Raw genomic sequence first — 15,500 nt, 5'->3', positions numbered from 1 at the left:
GGCGGCGTCTGCCAATTCCGTCGTTGTTCTTGTTGTTCGAGAATTTGGTTGCGGGGGCAAGATTTGAACTTGCGACCTTTGGGTTATGAGCCCAACGAGCTACCAGGCTGCTCCACCCCGCGACTGAGCCTTCAAGTATATACCGGTTTCGGCGCAGTGCGCCAGGCTTATTCCGCCTTTTCGGTGGTGGCTTCGTCGGCAGCCACGGGCTCCGGACGGTCCACCAGTTCGACGAAGGCCATCGGCGCGTTGTCGCCGACGCGGAAGCCCATCTTCAGGATGCGCGTGTAGCCGCCCGGGCGCGTGTTGTAGCGCGGGCCGAGCACGTTGAACAGCTTGCTGACGACGTCGCGGTCGCGCGTGCGGTCGAACGCGAGGCGGCGGTTGGCCAGCGTCGGGTTCTTGGCCAGCGTGATCAGCGGCTCGACGGCCATGCGCAGTTCCTTGGCCTTGGGGACCGTGGTCTTGATGGCTTCGTGCGTGATCAGCGAATTGCACATGTTGCGCAGCATCGCGAGACGATGGCTGCTGGTGCGGTTGAGCTTGCGGAGTCCGTTGCGGTGGCGCATGGTGCGTGTCTTTCCTTATTGAACTCCGGCCGTGTCAGGTACCGGAGGTTGCACGGTGACAGGCGTGGTCTTAACGCTTGTCGAGGCCTTGGGGCGGCCAGTTCTCCAGCCGCGCGCCGAGCGTGAGCCCGCGCGAAGCCAGCACTTCCTTGATCTCGTTGAGCGACTTGCGGCCCAGGTTCGGCGTCTTCAGCAGCTCGGTCTCGGTGCGCTGGATCAGGTCGCCGATGTAGTAGATGTTCTCGGCCTTCAGGCAGTTGGCCGAACGCACCGTCAGCTCCAGCTCGTCCACCGGACGCAGCAGGATCGGGTCGAAGTTCGGCGTGCGCTGCTGCGGGGCTTCGAAGATGTCGCTGACCTGGCCTTCCAGCTGCGCGAACACGGCCAGCTGCTCGACCAGGATCTTGGCCGACTGGCGGATCGCCTCTTCCGGCGGGATGGCGCCGTTGGTCTCGATCTCCATCACCAGCTTGTCGAGGTCGGTGCGCTGCTCGACGCGCGCGTTCTCCACGGCGTAGCTGACGCGCTTGACCGGCGAGAAGCTGGCGTCGAGCACGATGCGGCCGATGCTCTTGGTCGGCTCGTCGCCGAAGCGGCGCATGTTGCCCGGCACGTAGCCGCGGCCCTTCTCGACCTTGATCTGCATGTCGAGCTTGCCGCCTTGCGCCAGGTGGGCGATGACGTGCTCGGGGTTGATGATCTCGACGTCGTGCGGGGTCTGGATGTCGCCGGCCGTGACGGGGCCTTCGCCTTCCTTGCGCAGCACCAGCGTGACTTCATCGCGGTTGTGCAGACGGAACACCACGCCCTTGAGGTTCAGCATGATGTGGACGACGTCTTCCTGCACGCCGTCGATGGCCGAGTACTCGTGCAGCACGCCGGCGATCGTGACCTCCGTCGGCGCATAGCCCACCATCGACGACAACAGCACGCGACGCAGCGCATTGCCGAGGGTGTGGCCGTAACCGCGCTCGAAGGGCTCGAGCGTGGCCTTGGCGCGGTAGCCGCCGAGCGGCTCGACGTGGATGGCCTTGGGCTTCAGAAGTGTGGTTTGCATGGATTCGTTTGTTCCTGTCAATACCCTCGGCTCGTTACACCGATAAGGCTGATGGACCGCGCCGGGCTGGGTGATGGGTCCGTGTCGCGCCCGGCTGGCGAAACGTCCGGCAAGCGCGGTAGGCGGCCGATGGGCGGCCTGCCGCGGCTCGTGTCCTTAGCGCGAATAGAGTTCCACGATCAGCGCTTCCTTGATCTCGGCGCCGAACTGATCGCGATCGGGGACCTTCTTGAAGGTGCCTTCCATCTTGGTCGCGTCCACGGAGACCCAGTCGCACAGGCCGACGCTCTGCGCGAGCTTCAGGGCGTCCTGCACGCGCAGCTGGTTCTTGGACTTCTCGCGCAGGGCGACCACGTCGCCGGCCTTGACGGCGTACGACGGGATGTTCACGACCTGGCCGTTGACCGTGACGGCCTTGTGCGAGACCAGCTGGCGCGCTTCGGCGCGCGTCGAGCCGAAGCCCATGCGGTAGACGACGTTGTCCAGGCGGCATTCGAGCAGCGCCAGCAGCGTGGTGCCGGTGTTGCCCTTGCGGCGTTCGGCTTCGGCGAAGTAGCGGCGGAACTGGCGCTCGAGCACGCCGTACATCCGCTTGACCTTCTGCTTCTCGCGCAGCTGGATGCCGTAGTCGCTGGTGCGCGAGCCACTCGTGCGGCCGTGCTGGCCGGGCTTGCTGTCGAACTTGGCCTTGTCACCGATCGAGCGACGGGCGCTCTTCAGGAACAGGTCGGTGCCTTCACGGCGGGAGAGTTTGGCCTTGGGGCCGAGGTAACGTGCCACGGTGGGTCCTTGTGCTTGTGTCTGACGCGGCAGGTGGGCTGGCGGACCAGTTCACCCCGCGCGAGTCTGGCGGCTGCTCTGTTGGGATCGGATCCCGGCGGCGCTCAGACGGTGGGCTTACGAAACAGCGGCGGATGCTCGGCGCATCCACGACCGCCTCAGGAAAACAGCCGGCTCGCACACGACGTGCTGGCCGGCTTGCGGAAAAACCCTTGATTGTAGCAGTGCCCAGCGGGCCCTGCAGACGGGGCTCAGATGCGGCGGCGCTTCTGCGGGCGGCAGCCGTTGTGCGGGATCGGCGTGACGTCGCTGATCGAGTTGATGCGGATGCCCAGCGACGCCAGGGCACGCACGCTGGACTCGCGCCCGGGGCCGGGGCCCTTGATGCGCACGTCGAGGTTCTTGATGCCCTGCTCCTGCGCTGCACGGCCGGCCACTTCGGCAGCCACCTGTGCGGCGAACGGCGTGCTCTTGCGCGAGCCCTTGAAGCCCTGGCCGCCGCTCGACGCCCACGCCAGCGCGCCGCCCTGGCGGTCGGTGATCGTGATGATGGTGTTGTTGAACGACGCGTGCACGTGCGCAATGCCGTCCGCGATGTTCTTGCGGATCTTCTTGCTCACGCGCCGGGCGGCGGTGTTGACGGGTGCTTTGGCCATGTCTTGCTCTCTTTAACTTACGCGACGCAGCTTACTTCTTCAGCGCAGCGGCGCCCTTGCGCGGACCCTTGCGGGTGCGGGCGTTGGTGCGGGTACGCTGGCCGCGCACGGGCAGGCCGCGGCGGTGACGGAAGCCGCGGTAGCAGCCGAGGTCCATCAGACGCTTGATGTTGATCGACAGCTCGCGGCGCAGGTCGCCTTCGATCGTCATGCGGCCGATCTCGTCACGGATCTTCTCCAGATCGGTGTCGGACAGGTCCTTGATCTTCTTGCTGTACGGAATGCCGGCGGTGTCGCAGATCTTCTGCGCCGTCGTGCGGCCGATGCCGTAGATCGCCGTCAAGCCGATTTCAGCGTGCTTGTGCGGCGGGATGTTGATGCCAGCGATGCGTGCCATGTTCTTCCTTCAATCAACCTTGACGCTGCTTGTGGCGCGGGTCGGTGCAGATGACGCGGACCACGCCCTTGCGGCGGATGACTTTGCAATTGCGGCACATCTTCTTGACCGAAGCGGCGACTTTCATGGTCTTCTCCTTGACCTACTTGGCGCGGAACACGATCCGCGCGCGACTCAAATCGTATGGCGTGAGCTCGACGGTGACCTTGTCACCCGGAAGGATGCGGATGTAGTGCATGCGCATCTTTCCTGAAATGTGGCCGAGCACCACGTGTCCGTTCTCCAACTTCACGCGAAAGGTCGCGTTGGGCAAATTCTCAAGAATCTCACCCTGCATCTGGATGACGTCGTCCTTGGACATCTTCTAGGTGGCCTTGAAGTTGGCTTTCTTCAAAAGACTTTCATATTGCTGGCTCATCACGTAGCTCTGGACCTGGGCCCAGAAGTCCATCGTGACGACGACGATGATCAACAGTGACGTGCCGCCGAAATAGAACGGCACGTTGTACTTCAGCACCAGGAACTCGGGCAGCAGGCACACCGCCGTGATGTACACGGCACCGGCGAGCGTCAGGCGGCCCAGGATGCGGTCGATGTGCTTGGCGGTCTGCTCGCCCGGACGGATGCCGGGAATGAACGCGCCGCTCTTCTTCAGGTTGTCCGCGGTCTCGCGGCTGTTGAACACCAGCGCGGTGTAGAAGAAGCAGAAGAACACGATCATCGCCGCATACAGCAGCACGTACACCGGCTGGCCCGGCGACAACGCACCCGACAGGTCCTTCAGCCAGCGCAGGCCGTCACCCGTGGCGAACCAGCCCACGATCGTGGCAGGCAGCAGGATGATCGACGACGCGAAGATCGGCGGGATCACGCCCGACATGTTCAGCTTCAGCGGCAGGTGCGACGACTGGCCGCCGTACACCTTGTTGCCGACCTGGCGCTTGGCGTAGTTGACCAGGATCTTGCGCTGACCGCGCTCGACGAACACCACCACGTAGGTCACGCCGATGACCAGGGCGATGATGAACAGGCTGGCGATGATGCTCATCGCACCCGTGCGCACCAACTCGAACAGACCGCCGATGGCACTGGGCAGGCCCGCGACGATGCCCGCGAAAATGATGATCGAGATGCCGTTGCCCAGACCGCGCTCGGTGATCTGCTCACCCAGCCACATCAGGAACATCGTGCCGGCCACGAGGCTCACCACGGCCGTCATGCGGAACCCGAACCCCGGGTTCAGCACCAGGCCCGCCGAGCCTTCGAGCGCCAGCGCGATGCCGAGCGACTGGAAGATCGCCAGGAACAGCGTGCCGTAGCGCGTGTACTGGGTGATCTTGCGACGACCGGACTCGCCTTCCTTCTTCAGCGCCTCGAGCGACGGCACGACGTAGGTCATCAACTGCATGATGATCGACGCCGAGATGTACGGCATGATGCCCAGGGCGAACACCGTGAAGCGCGACAGCGCTCCACCGCTGAACATGTTGAACAGGTTCAGGATGCCGCCGCCCTGGCTCTTGAAAAGCTGCTGCAGCTGGTTGGGGTCGATGCCCGGCACCGGAATGTGCGCACCGATGCGGTAGACCACCAGGGCCAGCAGCAGGAAGACGATGCGGCGACGCAGGTCGCCGAACTTCCCGCTCTTGGCCAGCTGGTTCGCGGAGGTTGCCACGAGCTTCCCGGGTCCTCTTAGGCGATGGAGCCGCCGGCGGCCTCGATGGCTGCCTTGGCACCCGCGGTCGCGCCGATGCCCTTGAGCACCACGGCACGCGTCAGCTCGCCCGACTTGATGACCTTGACGGTCTTGATCAGCTGCCGCACCAGGCCGGCGGCCTTCAGCGTCAGCAGGTCGACTTCAGCGGCGTCCAGCGCCTGCAGGTCGGCCAGCGTCACTTCGCCGTTGTACTTCAGCTGCGCCGACTTGAAGCCGCGCTTGGGCAGGCGACGCTGCAGCGGCATCTGGCCGCCTTCGAAGCCCACCTTGTGGTAGCCGCCCGCACGCGACTTCTGGCCCTTGTGGCCGCGACCTGCGGTCTTGCCCAGGCCCGAACCGATGCCCCGGCCGACGCGGCGACGCGCCTTCTTGCTGCCTTCGGCAGGTTTGATCGTGTTGATTTCCATCACAGCACCTTCACCAGGTACGCGACCTTGTTGATCATGCCGCGCACCGCCGGCGTGTCTTCGAGCACACGCTGGCTGTTGATCTTGCGCAGGCCCAGGCCGCGCACCGTGTCACGGTGCGACTGGCGCGTGCCGGCGACGCTCTTGACGAGCGTGACGGTCAGGGTTTTCTTGTCGGACATGAGAGTTCTCCGAGCCGGTGTCAGTTGAAGAGGTCTTCGACCGACTTGCCGCGCTTGGCCGCCACTTCGGCAGCCGTCGTCGAGCGCTTCAGCGCGTCGAGCGTGGCGCGAACCATGTTGTACGGGTTGCTCGAACCGAGGCTCTTGGCCACGATGTCGGTCACGCCCATCACTTCGAACACGGCACGCATCGGGCCGCCGGCAATGATGCCGTCACCCGGCTTGGCCGGCGCCATCAGCACCTTGGCCGCGCCGTGCTCGCCGCGCACGTTGTGGTGGATGGTGCCGTTGCGCAATTGCACCTTGACCATGTTGCGGCGCGCCGATTCCATCGCCTTCTGCACCGCGACCGGCACTTCCTTGGCCTTGCCCTTGCCCATGCCGATGCGGCCATCGCCGTCGCCGACGACGGTGAGCGCAGCGAAGCTGAGCGTGCGGCCGCCCTTGACGACCTTGGTGACGCGGTTGACCGCGATCATCTTTTCCTTCAGGCCGTCGTCGTTGCCTTCGGTCTGCTGGCGGGGAGTGAACTTTGCCATTTGATGTGTTCCTTTGCGCCCGTCAGAACTGGAGGCCGGCTTCGCGCGCCGCCTCGGCCAGCGCCTTCACGCGGCCGTGGTACGCAAAACCCGAACGGTCGAACGCGACCTTCTCGACGCCGGCGGCCTTGGCCTTCTCGGCGATGCGCTTGCCGATGATCGTGGCAGCTGCGGCATTGCCGCCCTTGCCCGCGGCACCCAGCTGGTCGCGCACTTCCTTCTCGGCCGTGGAGGCGCTGGCCAGGATCTGCGAGCCGTCGTCGGAGACGATGCTGGCGTAGATGTGCAGGTTGGAGCGGAACACGGTCAGACGCGCGACGCGCTGCTGCGCGATGCGCAGCCGGGTCTGGCGCGAACGGCGAAGACGCTGTTCTTTCTTGGTGATCATGTCGTCGCTCCTTACTTCTTCTTCGTCTCTTTGAGGGTCACGCGCTCATCGGCGTAACGGATCCCCTTGCCCTTGTACGGCTCGGGGGGACGGAAGGCTCGCACCTCGGCCGCCACCTGGCCGACGCGCTGGCGGTCGGCACCGGAGATGACGATCTCGGTCTGGGTCGGGCAGGCCACCTTCACGCCTTCCGGCATGTCCTTGACCACCGGATGCGAGAAGCCGATCTGCAGGTTCAGCTTGGAGCCGGCGGCCTGGGCACGGAAGCCCACGCCCACCAGCGTCAGCTTCTTCTCGAAGCCCTTGCCGACACCGTTGACCATGTTGTTGACGAGCGCACGCATCGTGCCGCTCATCGCATCGGCCTCGGTGCTGTCATTGGCAGGCGTGAAGCTCAGCTTGCCGGCATCGTTCTTGATGCTGACGAGCGGGTTCATGGCGCGCACCAGCGTGCCGTTGCCACCCTTGACGGTGATCTGGTCTGCCGTGATCGAGACGTCAACGCCCTTCGGCACCTCGATCAGCATCTTTCCTACGCGGGACATGTGATTCGTCCTTCCTTAGGCGACGTAGCAGAGGACTTCGCCACCGACACCGGTCTGGCGCGCCTTGCGGTCGGTCATCACGCCCTTGGGCGTGGTGACGATGGCGACGCCGAGGCCATTCATGACCTGCGGAATGGCGTCGCGGCCCTTGTAGATGCGCAGGCCGGGGCGGCTCACGCGCTCGATGCGCTCGATCACCGGGCGGCCGGCGTAGTACTTCAGCGCGATCTCGAGCTCGCTCTTGGCGCCGTCGGCCTTGACCGCGAAACCGTCGATGTAGCCCTCGTCCTTCAGCACCTGCGCGATCGCGACCTTCAGCTTCGACGACGGCATCGTCACGGCAGCCTTCTGGACGATCTGCGCGTTGCGGATGCGGGTCAGCATGTCCGCGATGGGATCACTCATGCTCATAACAAATCTCCTTCGCTTCTCGCCGGGCTCACCAGCTGGCCTTGACCAGACCGGGGATGTCGCCCTTGAAGGCGAGTTCGCGGATCTTGTTGCGGCCGAGGCCGAACATGCGGAACGTGCCGCGCGGACGACCGGTCAGGGCGCAGCGGTTGCGCAGACGGGTCGGGTTCGCATTGCGCGGCAGCTTCTGCAGCTCCAGGCGGGCAGCGTAACGTTCTTCGTCCGAGCGCTGCGCGTCGTTGGAGACGGCCTTCAGCTCGGCGTACTTCTTGGCGTACTTGGCGACCAGCTTCTCGCGCTTTTCTTCGCGCTGGATCAGGGATGTCTTTGCCATCTCTTGCCTTCAGTTCTTGAACGGGAACTTGAACGCGGCGAGCAGTGCCTTGCACTCGTCGTCGTTCTTTGCGCTGGTCGTGATGCTGATGTTCATGCCACGGATCGCGTCGATCTTGTCGTACTCGATTTCCGGGAAGATGATCTGCTCTTTGACGCCGATGTTGTAGTTGCCACGGCCATCGAACGAACGCCCGCTGATGCCGCGGAAGTCACGCACGCGCGGCAGGGCCACGGTGACGAAGCGGTCGAGGAATTCGTACATGCGCACGCCACGCAGCGTGACCATGCAGCCGATGGGCACGCCCTCACGGATCTTGAAGCCGGCGATCGGCTTCTTGCTCTTCGTGACGACGGGCTTCTGGCCGGCGATCTTGGTCAGGTCGCCGACGGCGTTGTCCATGACCTTCTTGTCGGAGACGGCCTCGCTCACGCCCATGTTCAGCGTGATCTTTTCCAGGCGCGGCACCTGCATGATCGAGGTGTAGCCGAACTTGGCCATCAGCTCGGGCACGATCTTGTCGCGGTAGATGGCCTGCAGGCGCGCTTGCGCGGGGGCTGCGGCCGGGGCTGCTTGAGTCTTTGCCATGGTGTCTTCTACCTTCAGGCCTTGATCTCGGCGCCGCTCGACTTGAAGACACGCGTCTTCTTGTCGCCGTCGATCTTGATGCCGACGCGATCGGCCTTGCCGGTGGCGGCGTTGTAGATCGCCACGTTCGACTGGTGGATGGGCATGGTCTTGTCGATCACGCCGCCGGTGGTGCCCTTGAGCGGGTTCGGCTTGACGTGCTTCTTGACGACGTTCACGCCTTCGACGATCACGTGGTCGGCATCGACGCGCTGCGCGATGGCGCCGCGCTTGCCCTTGTCGCGGCCGGTCAGCACGATGACCTGGTCGCCTTTGCGGAGTTTGTTCATGGTCGGTCCTCGATCTGTGCGCGTCAGAGCACTTCCGGCGCCAGCGACACGATCTTCATGAAGCGCTCGGTGCGCAGCTCGCGCGTCACCGGCCCGAAGATGCGGGTGCCGATCGGCTCCAGCTTGGCGTTCAGCAGGACGGCGGCATTGCCGTCGAACTTGATCAGCGAGCCATCCTGGCGGCGCACGCCCTTGGCGGTGCGAACGACGACGGCACTGTAGACCTCGCCCTTCTTGACGCGACCACGCGGCGCAGCTTCCTTGATGCTGACCTTGATGACATCACCGATGCCGGCATAGCGGCGCTTGGAGCCACCGAGCACCTTGATGCACATGACGGACTTCGCGCCCGTGTTGTCGGCCACGTCGAGCCGCGATTGCATTTGGATCATGTTTTGTCCCCAACTTGTCCGCGCGTTGCCGTGAGGCGCCGTGCAGCAGTCTTGGGCCCGAGTCTGGGAGGAACTTTGGGCAGATACCGGAAACGCCGCGCCCCATAAAGAAACGCGCCATTCCGGCGAAGCCTTGCATTATGCGGGGCAAAGCCGGGCCGCGTCAAGCAACCCGGGGGAAAGTTTTCAGGCCAGCGCCTGGACCTGCTTCAGCATCGTGTCGGCATCGCTGACCTCGAACTTGCCGGGCGCCTCGACGTTGAGCGTCTTGACGACACCGTCGACCACCAGCATCGAGTAGCGGTTCGACCGCAGGCCCATGCCACGCGCGGTGAGGTCCAGCGTCAGGCCGGTGGCCTGCGTGAAGGTGGCGCTGCCGTCGCCCATCATGCGCACCTTGCCGGCGGTCTGCTGATCGCGGCCCCAGGCACCCATCACGAAGGCGTCGTTGACCGACACGCACCAGATCTCGTCGACACCGGCGGCCTTCAGCGCGTCGGCCTGCGCAACGTAGCCCGGCACGTGCTTGGCCGAGCAGGTGGGCGTGTAGGCTCCCGGCAGCGCGAAGATCGCGATGGTCTTGCCGGCGGTCGACTTCTCGATGTCGAAGCTGTTGGGTCCGATCGAGCAGCCGTTGCCTTCGACCTCCACGTATTCCTGCAGGCTGCCTGCGGGCAGCTTGTCTCCGACTTTCAGCATCGCGTTCTCCTCGTGTGGAACAGTGTGTGGGGCAGCCGCCATGCAAAACGGCCGGGGCTGGAGTATCCAGCTTCCGGCCGTTCCAGGCTGACGCAGGTGCTTAGACCAGCTTGGCCTTCTCGATGAGGCGGGTCACGACCCAGCTCTTGGTCTTGCTGATCGGACGGCCTTCGGCGATCTCGACCAGGTCGCCCATCTTGTACTCGCCCTTCTCGTCGTGCGCGTGGTACTTGCGCGAGCGGGCGACGATCTTGCCGTACAGCTCGTGCGCGGTGCGGCGCTCGACCAGGACGGTGACCGTCTTCGCGCGCTTGTCGCTGACGATGCGGCCGACGAACGTGCGGGTGTTCGTGACCGGGGTGGCTTGAGCTTCGGTCATTTCGCGGCCCCTTGTTGACGCTTCTTCTCGGCGATGATGGTCTTCACGCGTGCGATGTCGCGGCGCGTGTCGCCCAGTTGCGCGTTGTTGGTCAGCTGTTGGGTCGCCTTCTGCATGCGCAGGCCGAAGTGGGCCTTGAGCAGGTCAGTGACTTCCTTCTCCAGCGCGGCCACGTCCTTGGTGCGCAGTTCGGATGCTTTCATGGTGCTTGTCTTTCCGTGCTCAAGCGCCGACCTGGCGGGCGACGAAGGTGCAACGCAGCGGCAGCTTCGCGGCCGCCAGCGTGAACGCCTCGCGGGCCAGTTGCTCGGGCACGCCGTTGATTTCGTACAGCACCTTGCCCGGCTGGATCTCGGCCACGTAGTACTCGGGGTTGCCCTTGCCGTTGCCCATGCGGACTTCAGCGGGCTTCTGCGAGATCGGCTTGTCCGGGAAGATGCGGATGAAGATGCGGCCGCCGCGCTTGATGTGGCGGCTGATCGCACGACGCGCAGCTTCGATCTGGCGCGCCGTGATGCGGCCGCGCTCGGTGGCCTTGAGGCCGAAGTCGCCGAACGACACGGCCGCGCCACGCGTGGCGATGCCGGTGTTGCGGCCCTTGTGTTCCTTGCGGAACTTGCGGCGTGAGGGTTGCAGCATCGTTATTCTCCTTTGCTCTCGCCACCGGCGGCCGGGGCCGCGCGGCGCACGCGCTTGACGGCCGGGCCCTTCGGGGCGTCGCCCGCGGGGGCGGCGGCAGCCGGCGCCGGAGCGCCGTCGGCACGCGGACCACGGTCGCCACCAGGGCGGCCACGGCCGGCACCCGGGCGGTCACCGCCCGGACGGTCACCGCGCGGCGGGCGGCGGTTGCGACGGTCGTCGTCGCCTTCGGTCTTCGGGATCGCGGGCGCTTCGCCATTGGCGAGGCGGTCGCCGCGGTAGACCCAGACCTTGACGCCGATGACGCCGTAGGTGGTCTTGGCTTCCGAGAAACCGTAGTCGATGTCGGCCTTGAGCGTGTGGAGCGGCACGCGACCTTCGCGGTACCACTCGCAGCGGGCGATCTCGATGCCGTTCAGGCGGCCCGACGACATGATCTTGATGCCCTGGGCGCCCAGACGCATCGCGTTCTGCATCGCGCGCTTCATCGCACGACGGAACATGATGCGCTTCTCGAGCTGCTGCGTGATGCTGTCGGCGATCAGCTGGGCATCGATTTCGGGCTTGCGCACTTCCTCGATGTTCACTGCCACCGGCACGCCCAGGCGACGGCCCAGTTCGGCCTTCAGGTTCTCGATGTCCTCGCCCTTCTTGCCGATCACGACGCCCGGACGTGCCGAGTAGATCGTGATGCGCGCGTTCTTGGCAGGGCGCTCGATGAGGATGCGCGACACCGCCGCATTCTTCAGCTTGCCCTTGAGGTAGTCACGCACCTGCAGGTCTTCGGCCAGCATGCCGGCGAAGTTGCGGTTGGTGGCGAACCAGCGCGAGCCCCAGGCGCGTGTGACGCTGAGGCGGAAGCCGGTCGGGTGGATTTTCTGTCCCATGGTTCTTCCTGGTGCCTCAGTTGCCGACCGTCACGAAGATGTGGCAGGTGCCCTTGCTGATGCGGTTGCCGCGGCCCTTGGCGCGCGCGGAGAAGCGCTTCAGCGTGGCGCCCTGCTCGACGTAGATCGAGGTGATCTTCAACTCGTCGATGTCGGCACCGTCGTTGTGCTCGGCGTTGGCCACGGCAGAGTCGACGGCCTTCTTGATGATGCCGGCGGCCTTCTTCTGCGTGAAGGACAGGATGTTCAGCGCCTGGTCGACCTTCTTGCCGCGGATCATGTCGGCCACGAGGCGGCCCTTGTCCACGGAGAGGCGCACACCGCGCACGCTTGCTTTGGTTTCCATCGCTCGCGCTCCTTACTTCTTGGCCTTCTTGTCCGCGGGGTGACCCTTGAACAAGCGGGTGAGGGCGAATTCGCCGAGCTTGTGGCCGACCATCTGGTCGGTCACGTAGACGGGAACGTGCTGCTTGCCGTTGTGCACGGCGACGGTCAGGCCGATGAACTCGGGCAGGATCGTCGAGCGGCGCGACCAGGTCTTGATCGGCTTCTTGTCCTTGATGGCGGCGGCCTTCTCGACCTTGGCCAGCAGGTGGTGGTCCACGAAGGGACCCTTCTTGAGTGAACGGGTCATGTTCTACGACCTCACTTCTTGCGACGCGAGACGATCATCGTCTGCGTGCGCTTGTTGTTGCGGGTGCGGTAGCCCTTCGTCAGGGTGTTCCACGGCGACACCTGCGGCTGGCCTTCGCCCGTCTTGCCCTCGCCACCACCGTGCGGGTGGTCGACCGGGTTCATGGCGGTACCGCGCACGGTCGGGCGGATGCCCTTCCAACGGATCGCACCCGCCTTGCCGTACTGGCGCAGGCTGTGCTCTTCGTTGCTGACTTCGCCGATGGTGGCGCGGCAGTCGATGTGGATCTTGCGCACTTCACCCGAGCGCAGGCGGACCTGCGCGTAGATGCCTTCGCGGGCCATCAGCGTGACGCTGGTGCCGGCCGAACGCGCGATCTGCGCACCCTTGCCAGGCATCATCTCCACGCAGTGGATGATGGAGCCGACCGGGATGTTGCGGATGGGCAGCGTGTTGCCGGCCTTGATCGGCGCCTCGGCGCCGCTCATCAGCGTGGCACCGGCCTCGACACCGCGCGGGGCGATGATGTAGCGGCGCTCGCCGTCGGCATACACCACCAGCGCAATATGCGCCGTGCGGTTCGGGTCGTACTCGATGCGCTCGACCTTCGCCGGGATGCCGTCCTTGTTGCGCACGAAGTCGACGACGCGGTAGTGGTGCTTGTGGCCACCACCCTTGTGCCGCATCGTGATGTGGCCGTTGTTGTTGCGGCCCGAGTTCTGCTTCTGCGGTTCCAGCAGCGACGCTTCGGGAGCGCCCTTGTGCAGGTGCTTGTGCACCACCTTCACCACGGCACGGCGGCCGGGCGATGTCGGTTTGACCTTGACGACAGCCATTACGCGGCCTCCCCGGAGAAGTTGAGCTCCTGGCCCGGCTTCAACGCGACGTACGCCTTCTTGACGTGGTCGCGGCGGCCAATGGAACGACCGAAGCGCTTGACCTTGCCCTTTTGCACGGTGGTCGTGACCGAAGCCACCTCGACCTTGAACATCAGTTCGACCGCAGCCTTGATTTCCGGCTTCGTGGCGTCGCGCAGCACCTTGAACAGAACCTGGTTCTGCTTCTCGGCCATGCGCGTGGCCTTCTCGGAGATGATCGGAGCGACCAGGATCGTGGCCAGCCGACCTTCGTCGAACTTCAGGCCCGTGGGATTGATGCGGCTCATGCGTACATCTCCTTGAGCTGCTCGATCGCGCCCTTGGTCACCAGCACCTTCTTGTAGAAGACGAGCGACAGCGGATCGGCATAACGCGGCTCGACGACCAGCACGTTGGCCAGGTTGCGCGAGGCCAGCGCCAGGTTGTCGTCGATCTGGTCGGTGATGACCATCACCGACTCCAGGCCCATGGCCTTGAGCTTGGCAGCCAGCAGCTTGGTCTTGGGGGCGTCGACGCTGACGCTGTCGACCACCGCCAGACGGCCGTCACGGGCCAGCTGCGACAGGATCGCGGCCATGCCGGCGCGGTACATCTTCTTGTTGACCTTGTGCGAGAAGTTCTCGTCAGGGCGGTTCGGGAAGATGCGGCCGCCGCCACGCCACAGCGGGCTGGAGGTCATGCCGGCGCGTGCGCGGCCGGTGCCCTTCTGGCGGAACGGCTTCTTGGTCGAGTGCTTGACCTCGCCGCGGTCCATCTGGGCACGGGTGCCCTGGCGCGCGTTGGCCTGGAAGGCGACGACGACCTGGTGCACCAGGGCCTCGTTGTAGTCACGCGCGAACACGGTGTCCGGCGCGTCGACCTTGGCCGTGGCCTGGCCTTGTTCGTTCAGGAGTTCGAGCTGCATTCTCAAGCTCCCTTCTTCAGCTTGGCCTTGACGGCGGGACGCACGACCACGTGGCCGTTCTTCGCGCCCGGGACAGCGCCACGCACCAGCAGCAGCGAACGCGCTTCGTCGATGCGGATGATGTCGAGGTTCTGCACGCTGACCGTCTCGTCGCCCATGTGGCCGGTCATCTTCTTGCCCGGGAACACACGGCCCGGGTCCTGCGCCATCGAGATCGAGCCCGGCACGTTGTGCGAACGGCTGTTGCCGTGCGACGCGCGCTGCGAGCTGAAGTTGTGGCGCTTGATGGTGCCGGCGTAGCCCTTGCCGTGCGACGTGCCCTGCACGTCGACCTTCTGGCCGGCGGCAAACAGGGCCACGGGCACGACCGCACCAGCCTTGTACTGGCCAGCGATCTCGGCGGTGACGCGGAATTCCTTCAGGATGGTGCCGGCTTCGACGCCGGCCTTCGCCAGGTGCCCGGCTTCGGGCTTGCTGACGCGGCTGGCCTTGCGGGCGCCGAACGCGACTTGCAGCGCGTTGTAGCCGTCGGTGGCAGCCGTCTTGACTTGCGTGACGCGGTTGTTGGACACGTCGAGCACCGTCACGGGGATGGCATCGCCATCGTCCGTGAAGATGCGCATCATGCCCACCTTGCGGCCCAGCAAGCCGAGCTGTTCGCTCATGCTCATGGTCATTTCTCCAGCGCGGTTTGAAGGCGCCTTTGTTCACGATCCCGACATCGATTGGCCGGGGTGGTTGTTGTGCTGCCCGCACCCCGAGGGGAGTCGAACAACAAATCCCCGGGCCGCCAAGAGGCAGCTCGGGGAAAGCCCGCGATTGTAGCAGCAGCGGGCGAACCCGCAACTGCCACGCCGTCGCGGCAGCGGCTTACTGCAGCTTGATCTCGACGTCCACGCCGGCCGGCAGGTCGAGCTTCATCAGCGCGTCCACGGTCTTGTCGGTGGGGTCGACGATGTCCATCAGGCGCTGGTGCGTGCGGATCTCGAACTGGTCGCGGCTCGTCTTGTTGACGTGCGGCGAGCGCAGGATGTCGAAACGCTGCATGCGCGTCGGCAGGGGCACGGGGCCCTTGACGATGGCGCCAGTGCGCTTGGCGGTCTCGACGATCTCCTGGGCGGACTGGTCGATCAGCTTGTAGTCGAAGGCCTTCAGGCGGATGCGGATCTTTTGCTTGCTGCTCATGGCC

The 15,500-nt window shown here is 65.1% G+C and carries 30 protein-coding genes and 1 tRNA gene; all 31 read right to left on the bottom strand.

Going from position 1 to position 15,500, the window contains the following annotated elements:
* Positions 1 to 45: 45 nt before the first annotated feature.
* The 31 genes from ACPOLB_RS17730 to rpsJ all read right to left on the bottom strand — a co-directional run bounded on the left by ACPOLB_RS17730 (position 46) and on the right by rpsJ (position 15,496).
* Positions 46 to 122: transfer RNA gene (locus tag ACPOLB_RS17730), tRNA-Met, on the bottom strand.
* Between the two features lie 45 nt (positions 123 to 167).
* Positions 168 to 569 (bottom strand): 50S ribosomal protein L17, encoded by a 402-nt coding sequence (gene rplQ, locus ACPOLB_RS17725; protein WP_425257341.1) that lies wholly within the window; start codon positions 567 to 569, stop codon positions 168 to 170.
* 70 nt (positions 570 to 639) lie between these two features.
* A complete protein-coding gene (locus ACPOLB_RS17720) occupies positions 640 to 1,626 on the bottom strand; it encodes a DNA-directed RNA polymerase subunit alpha (RefSeq protein ID WP_425257340.1) in 987 nt (328 codons plus the stop codon).
* A 156-nt stretch (positions 1,627 to 1,782) separates the two neighbouring features.
* Positions 1,783 to 2,406: a 30S ribosomal protein S4 gene (gene rpsD, locus ACPOLB_RS17715; RefSeq protein ID WP_425257339.1), complete on the bottom strand. Its 624-nt coding sequence runs from the start codon at positions 2,404 to 2,406 to the stop codon at positions 1,783 to 1,785.
* 251 nt (positions 2,407 to 2,657) lie between these two features.
* On the bottom strand, positions 2,658 to 3,062 hold the full coding sequence (gene rpsK / locus ACPOLB_RS17710) for a 30S ribosomal protein S11 (protein WP_425257338.1): 405 nt from the start codon (positions 3,060 to 3,062) through the stop codon (positions 2,658 to 2,660).
* A gap of 31 nt (positions 3,063 to 3,093) precedes the next feature.
* Positions 3,094 to 3,459 carry a 30S ribosomal protein S13 gene (gene rpsM / locus ACPOLB_RS17705; RefSeq protein WP_425257337.1) on the bottom strand — a complete coding sequence of 122 codons (366 nt, stop codon included), beginning with the start codon at positions 3,457 to 3,459 and terminating at the stop codon, positions 3,094 to 3,096.
* A gap of 13 nt (positions 3,460 to 3,472) precedes the next feature.
* Entirely contained in the window at positions 3,473 to 3,586 is a 114-nt protein-coding gene (gene rpmJ, locus ACPOLB_RS17700) for a 50S ribosomal protein L36 (protein ID WP_011830995.1), read from the bottom strand.
* Between the two features lie 15 nt (positions 3,587 to 3,601).
* Complete coding sequence (gene infA / locus ACPOLB_RS17695) at positions 3,602 to 3,820, bottom strand: translation initiation factor IF-1 (protein ID WP_011830996.1); 219 nt, start codon at positions 3,818 to 3,820, stop codon at positions 3,602 to 3,604.
* Positions 3,821 to 3,823: 3 nt separating this feature from the next.
* Positions 3,824 to 5,134, bottom strand: a complete 1,311-nt coding sequence (secY, locus tag ACPOLB_RS17690) for a preprotein translocase subunit SecY (RefSeq protein WP_425257336.1) — start codon at positions 5,132 to 5,134, stop codon at positions 3,824 to 3,826.
* A gap of 17 nt (positions 5,135 to 5,151) precedes the next feature.
* Entirely contained in the window at positions 5,152 to 5,583 is a 432-nt protein-coding gene (gene rplO / locus ACPOLB_RS17685; RefSeq protein WP_425257335.1) for a 50S ribosomal protein L15, read from the bottom strand.
* On the bottom strand, positions 5,583 to 5,765 hold the full coding sequence (gene rpmD / locus ACPOLB_RS17680) for a 50S ribosomal protein L30 (RefSeq protein WP_425257334.1): 183 nt from the start codon (positions 5,763 to 5,765) through the stop codon (positions 5,583 to 5,585). Before rpmD ends, rplO begins: the two co-directional genes overlap by 1 nt.
* Before the next feature lie 20 nt (positions 5,766 to 5,785).
* Positions 5,786 to 6,304, bottom strand: a complete 519-nt coding sequence (gene rpsE / locus ACPOLB_RS17675) for a 30S ribosomal protein S5 (protein WP_425257333.1) — start codon at positions 6,302 to 6,304, stop codon at positions 5,786 to 5,788.
* 22 nt (positions 6,305 to 6,326) lie between these two features.
* A complete protein-coding gene (rplR, locus tag ACPOLB_RS17670) occupies positions 6,327 to 6,692 on the bottom strand; it encodes a 50S ribosomal protein L18 (protein ID WP_425257332.1) in 366 nt (121 codons plus the stop codon).
* A gap of 11 nt (positions 6,693 to 6,703) precedes the next feature.
* Entirely contained in the window at positions 6,704 to 7,237 is a 534-nt protein-coding gene (gene rplF / locus ACPOLB_RS17665) for a 50S ribosomal protein L6 (protein ID WP_425257331.1), read from the bottom strand.
* Positions 7,238 to 7,252: 15 nt separating this feature from the next.
* Positions 7,253 to 7,648 carry a 30S ribosomal protein S8 gene (gene rpsH, locus ACPOLB_RS17660; protein ID WP_425257330.1) on the bottom strand — a complete coding sequence of 132 codons (396 nt, stop codon included), beginning with the start codon at positions 7,646 to 7,648 and terminating at the stop codon, positions 7,253 to 7,255.
* Positions 7,649 to 7,676: 28 nt separating this feature from the next.
* Positions 7,677 to 7,982, bottom strand: a complete 306-nt coding sequence (rpsN, locus tag ACPOLB_RS17655; RefSeq protein WP_425257329.1) for a 30S ribosomal protein S14 — start codon at positions 7,980 to 7,982, stop codon at positions 7,677 to 7,679.
* 9 nt (positions 7,983 to 7,991) lie between these two features.
* The gene (rplE, locus tag ACPOLB_RS17650; RefSeq protein WP_425257328.1) at positions 7,992 to 8,570 is read right to left on the bottom strand and encodes a 50S ribosomal protein L5; all 579 of its coding nucleotides are present in this window, start codon (positions 8,568 to 8,570) and stop codon (positions 7,992 to 7,994) included.
* A gap of 14 nt (positions 8,571 to 8,584) precedes the next feature.
* Complete coding sequence (gene rplX / locus ACPOLB_RS17645; protein ID WP_425257327.1) at positions 8,585 to 8,899, bottom strand: 50S ribosomal protein L24; 315 nt, start codon at positions 8,897 to 8,899, stop codon at positions 8,585 to 8,587.
* A 23-nt stretch (positions 8,900 to 8,922) separates the two neighbouring features.
* A complete protein-coding gene (gene rplN / locus ACPOLB_RS17640) occupies positions 8,923 to 9,291 on the bottom strand; it encodes a 50S ribosomal protein L14 (protein ID WP_201494807.1) in 369 nt (122 codons plus the stop codon).
* A 186-nt stretch (positions 9,292 to 9,477) separates the two neighbouring features.
* Complete coding sequence (locus ACPOLB_RS17635) at positions 9,478 to 9,990, bottom strand: peroxiredoxin (RefSeq protein ID WP_425257326.1); 513 nt, start codon at positions 9,988 to 9,990, stop codon at positions 9,478 to 9,480.
* Positions 9,991 to 10,090: 100 nt separating this feature from the next.
* Entirely contained in the window at positions 10,091 to 10,369 is a 279-nt protein-coding gene (rpsQ, locus tag ACPOLB_RS17630) for a 30S ribosomal protein S17 (RefSeq protein WP_425257325.1), read from the bottom strand.
* A complete protein-coding gene (rpmC, locus tag ACPOLB_RS17625) occupies positions 10,366 to 10,572 on the bottom strand; it encodes a 50S ribosomal protein L29 (RefSeq protein ID WP_425257324.1) in 207 nt (68 codons plus the stop codon). Before rpmC ends, rpsQ begins: the two co-directional genes overlap by 4 nt.
* A 19-nt stretch (positions 10,573 to 10,591) precedes the next feature.
* On the bottom strand, positions 10,592 to 11,008 hold the full coding sequence (gene rplP, locus ACPOLB_RS17620; protein ID WP_425257323.1) for a 50S ribosomal protein L16: 417 nt from the start codon (positions 11,006 to 11,008) through the stop codon (positions 10,592 to 10,594).
* A gap of 2 nt (positions 11,009 to 11,010) precedes the next feature.
* Complete coding sequence (gene rpsC / locus ACPOLB_RS17615; RefSeq protein ID WP_425257322.1) at positions 11,011 to 11,895, bottom strand: 30S ribosomal protein S3; 885 nt, start codon at positions 11,893 to 11,895, stop codon at positions 11,011 to 11,013.
* A 16-nt stretch (positions 11,896 to 11,911) separates the two neighbouring features.
* Positions 11,912 to 12,241, bottom strand: coding sequence for a 50S ribosomal protein L22 (rplV, locus tag ACPOLB_RS17610; RefSeq protein ID WP_425257321.1), 330 nt, complete (start codon positions 12,239 to 12,241; stop codon positions 11,912 to 11,914).
* A 12-nt stretch (positions 12,242 to 12,253) separates the two neighbouring features.
* Positions 12,254 to 12,529 (bottom strand): 30S ribosomal protein S19, encoded by a 276-nt coding sequence (gene rpsS / locus ACPOLB_RS17605; RefSeq protein ID WP_425257320.1) that lies wholly within the window; start codon positions 12,527 to 12,529, stop codon positions 12,254 to 12,256.
* A gap of 11 nt (positions 12,530 to 12,540) precedes the next feature.
* Complete coding sequence (gene rplB, locus ACPOLB_RS17600) at positions 12,541 to 13,365, bottom strand: 50S ribosomal protein L2 (RefSeq protein ID WP_425257319.1); 825 nt, start codon at positions 13,363 to 13,365, stop codon at positions 12,541 to 12,543.
* The gene (gene rplW, locus ACPOLB_RS17595; protein ID WP_425257318.1) at positions 13,365 to 13,694 is read right to left on the bottom strand and encodes a 50S ribosomal protein L23; all 330 of its coding nucleotides are present in this window, start codon (positions 13,692 to 13,694) and stop codon (positions 13,365 to 13,367) included. Before rplW ends, rplB begins: the two co-directional genes overlap by 1 nt.
* The gene (gene rplD, locus ACPOLB_RS17590; RefSeq protein WP_425257317.1) at positions 13,691 to 14,311 is read right to left on the bottom strand and encodes a 50S ribosomal protein L4; all 621 of its coding nucleotides are present in this window, start codon (positions 14,309 to 14,311) and stop codon (positions 13,691 to 13,693) included. Before rplD ends, rplW begins: the two co-directional genes overlap by 4 nt.
* A 2-nt stretch (positions 14,312 to 14,313) precedes the next feature.
* Entirely contained in the window at positions 14,314 to 14,982 is a 669-nt protein-coding gene (gene rplC / locus ACPOLB_RS17585) for a 50S ribosomal protein L3 (protein ID WP_425257316.1), read from the bottom strand.
* 199 nt (positions 14,983 to 15,181) lie between these two features.
* Positions 15,182 to 15,496, bottom strand: coding sequence for a 30S ribosomal protein S10 (rpsJ, locus tag ACPOLB_RS17580; RefSeq protein ID WP_425257315.1), 315 nt, complete (start codon positions 15,494 to 15,496; stop codon positions 15,182 to 15,184).
* Positions 15,497 to 15,500 lie beyond the last annotated feature (4 nt).

Origin of the sequence: Rubrivivax soli (assembly GCF_049810355.1) — a bacterium.
Lineage (GTDB): Bacteria > Pseudomonadota > Gammaproteobacteria > Burkholderiales > Burkholderiaceae_C > Rubrivivax.
The sequence above is the reverse complement of the archived record's forward strand: the minus strand, read 5'-3'. Positions and strand labels throughout refer to the sequence as shown.

What these genes read in the sequence shown, in the direction of transcription:
- rplQ (WP_425257341.1), bottom strand. Translation starts at nt 569, where the DNA reads ATGCGCCACCGCAACGGACTCCGCAAGCTCAACCGCACCAGCAGCCAT.
- ACPOLB_RS17720 (WP_425257340.1), bottom strand. Translation starts at nt 1,626, where the DNA reads ATGCAAACCACACTTCTGAAGCCCAAGGCCATCCACGTCGAGCCGCTC.
- rpsK (WP_425257338.1), bottom strand. Translation starts at nt 3,062, where the DNA reads ATGGCCAAAGCACCCGTCAACACCGCCGCCCGGCGCGTGAGCAAGAAG.
- rpsM (WP_425257337.1), bottom strand. Translation starts at nt 3,459, where the DNA reads ATGGCACGCATCGCTGGCATCAACATCCCGCCGCACAAGCACGCTGAA.
- rpmJ (WP_011830995.1), bottom strand. Translation starts at nt 3,586, where the DNA reads ATGAAAGTCGCCGCTTCGGTCAAGAAGATGTGCCGCAATTGCAAAGTC.
- infA (WP_011830996.1), bottom strand. Translation starts at nt 3,820, where the DNA reads ATGTCCAAGGACGACGTCATCCAGATGCAGGGTGAGATTCTTGAGAAT.
- rplO (WP_425257335.1), bottom strand. Translation starts at nt 5,583, where the DNA reads ATGGAAATCAACACGATCAAACCTGCCGAAGGCAGCAAGAAGGCGCGT.
- rpmD (WP_425257334.1), bottom strand. Translation starts at nt 5,765, where the DNA reads ATGTCCGACAAGAAAACCCTGACCGTCACGCTCGTCAAGAGCGTCGCC.
- rpsE (WP_425257333.1), bottom strand. Translation starts at nt 6,304, where the DNA reads ATGGCAAAGTTCACTCCCCGCCAGCAGACCGAAGGCAACGACGACGGC.
- rplR (WP_425257332.1), bottom strand. Translation starts at nt 6,692, where the DNA reads ATGATCACCAAGAAAGAACAGCGTCTTCGCCGTTCGCGCCAGACCCGG.
- rplF (WP_425257331.1), bottom strand. Translation starts at nt 7,237, where the DNA reads ATGTCCCGCGTAGGAAAGATGCTGATCGAGGTGCCGAAGGGCGTTGAC.
- rpsH (WP_425257330.1), bottom strand. Translation starts at nt 7,648, where the DNA reads ATGAGCATGAGTGATCCCATCGCGGACATGCTGACCCGCATCCGCAAC.
- rpsN (WP_425257329.1), bottom strand. Translation starts at nt 7,982, where the DNA reads ATGGCAAAGACATCCCTGATCCAGCGCGAAGAAAAGCGCGAGAAGCTG.
- rplE (WP_425257328.1), bottom strand. Translation starts at nt 8,570, where the DNA reads ATGGCAAAGACTCAAGCAGCCCCGGCCGCAGCCCCCGCGCAAGCGCGC.
- rplX (WP_425257327.1), bottom strand. Translation starts at nt 8,899, where the DNA reads ATGAACAAACTCCGCAAAGGCGACCAGGTCATCGTGCTGACCGGCCGC.
- rplN (WP_201494807.1), bottom strand. Translation starts at nt 9,291, where the DNA reads ATGATCCAAATGCAATCGCGGCTCGACGTGGCCGACAACACGGGCGCG.
- ACPOLB_RS17635 (WP_425257326.1), bottom strand. Translation starts at nt 9,990, where the DNA reads ATGCTGAAAGTCGGAGACAAGCTGCCCGCAGGCAGCCTGCAGGAATAC.
- rpsQ (WP_425257325.1), bottom strand. Translation starts at nt 10,369, where the DNA reads ATGACCGAAGCTCAAGCCACCCCGGTCACGAACACCCGCACGTTCGTC.
- rpmC (WP_425257324.1), bottom strand. Translation starts at nt 10,572, where the DNA reads ATGAAAGCATCCGAACTGCGCACCAAGGACGTGGCCGCGCTGGAGAAG.
- rplP (WP_425257323.1), bottom strand. Translation starts at nt 11,008, where the DNA reads ATGCTGCAACCCTCACGCCGCAAGTTCCGCAAGGAACACAAGGGCCGC.
- rpsC (WP_425257322.1), bottom strand. Translation starts at nt 11,895, where the DNA reads ATGGGACAGAAAATCCACCCGACCGGCTTCCGCCTCAGCGTCACACGC.
- rplV (WP_425257321.1), bottom strand. Translation starts at nt 12,241, where the DNA reads ATGGAAACCAAAGCAAGCGTGCGCGGTGTGCGCCTCTCCGTGGACAAG.
- rpsS (WP_425257320.1), bottom strand. Translation starts at nt 12,529, where the DNA reads ATGACCCGTTCACTCAAGAAGGGTCCCTTCGTGGACCACCACCTGCTG.
- rplB (WP_425257319.1), bottom strand. Translation starts at nt 13,365, where the DNA reads ATGGCTGTCGTCAAGGTCAAACCGACATCGCCCGGCCGCCGTGCCGTG.
- rplW (WP_425257318.1), bottom strand. Translation starts at nt 13,694, where the DNA reads ATGAGCCGCATCAATCCCACGGGCCTGAAGTTCGACGAAGGTCGGCTG.
- rplD (WP_425257317.1), bottom strand. Translation starts at nt 14,311, where the DNA reads ATGCAGCTCGAACTCCTGAACGAACAAGGCCAGGCCACGGCCAAGGTC.
- rplC (WP_425257316.1), bottom strand. Translation starts at nt 14,982, where the DNA reads ATGAGCATGAGCGAACAGCTCGGCTTGCTGGGCCGCAAGGTGGGCATG.
- rpsJ (WP_425257315.1), bottom strand. Translation starts at nt 15,496, where the DNA reads ATGAGCAGCAAGCAAAAGATCCGCATCCGCCTGAAGGCCTTCGACTAC.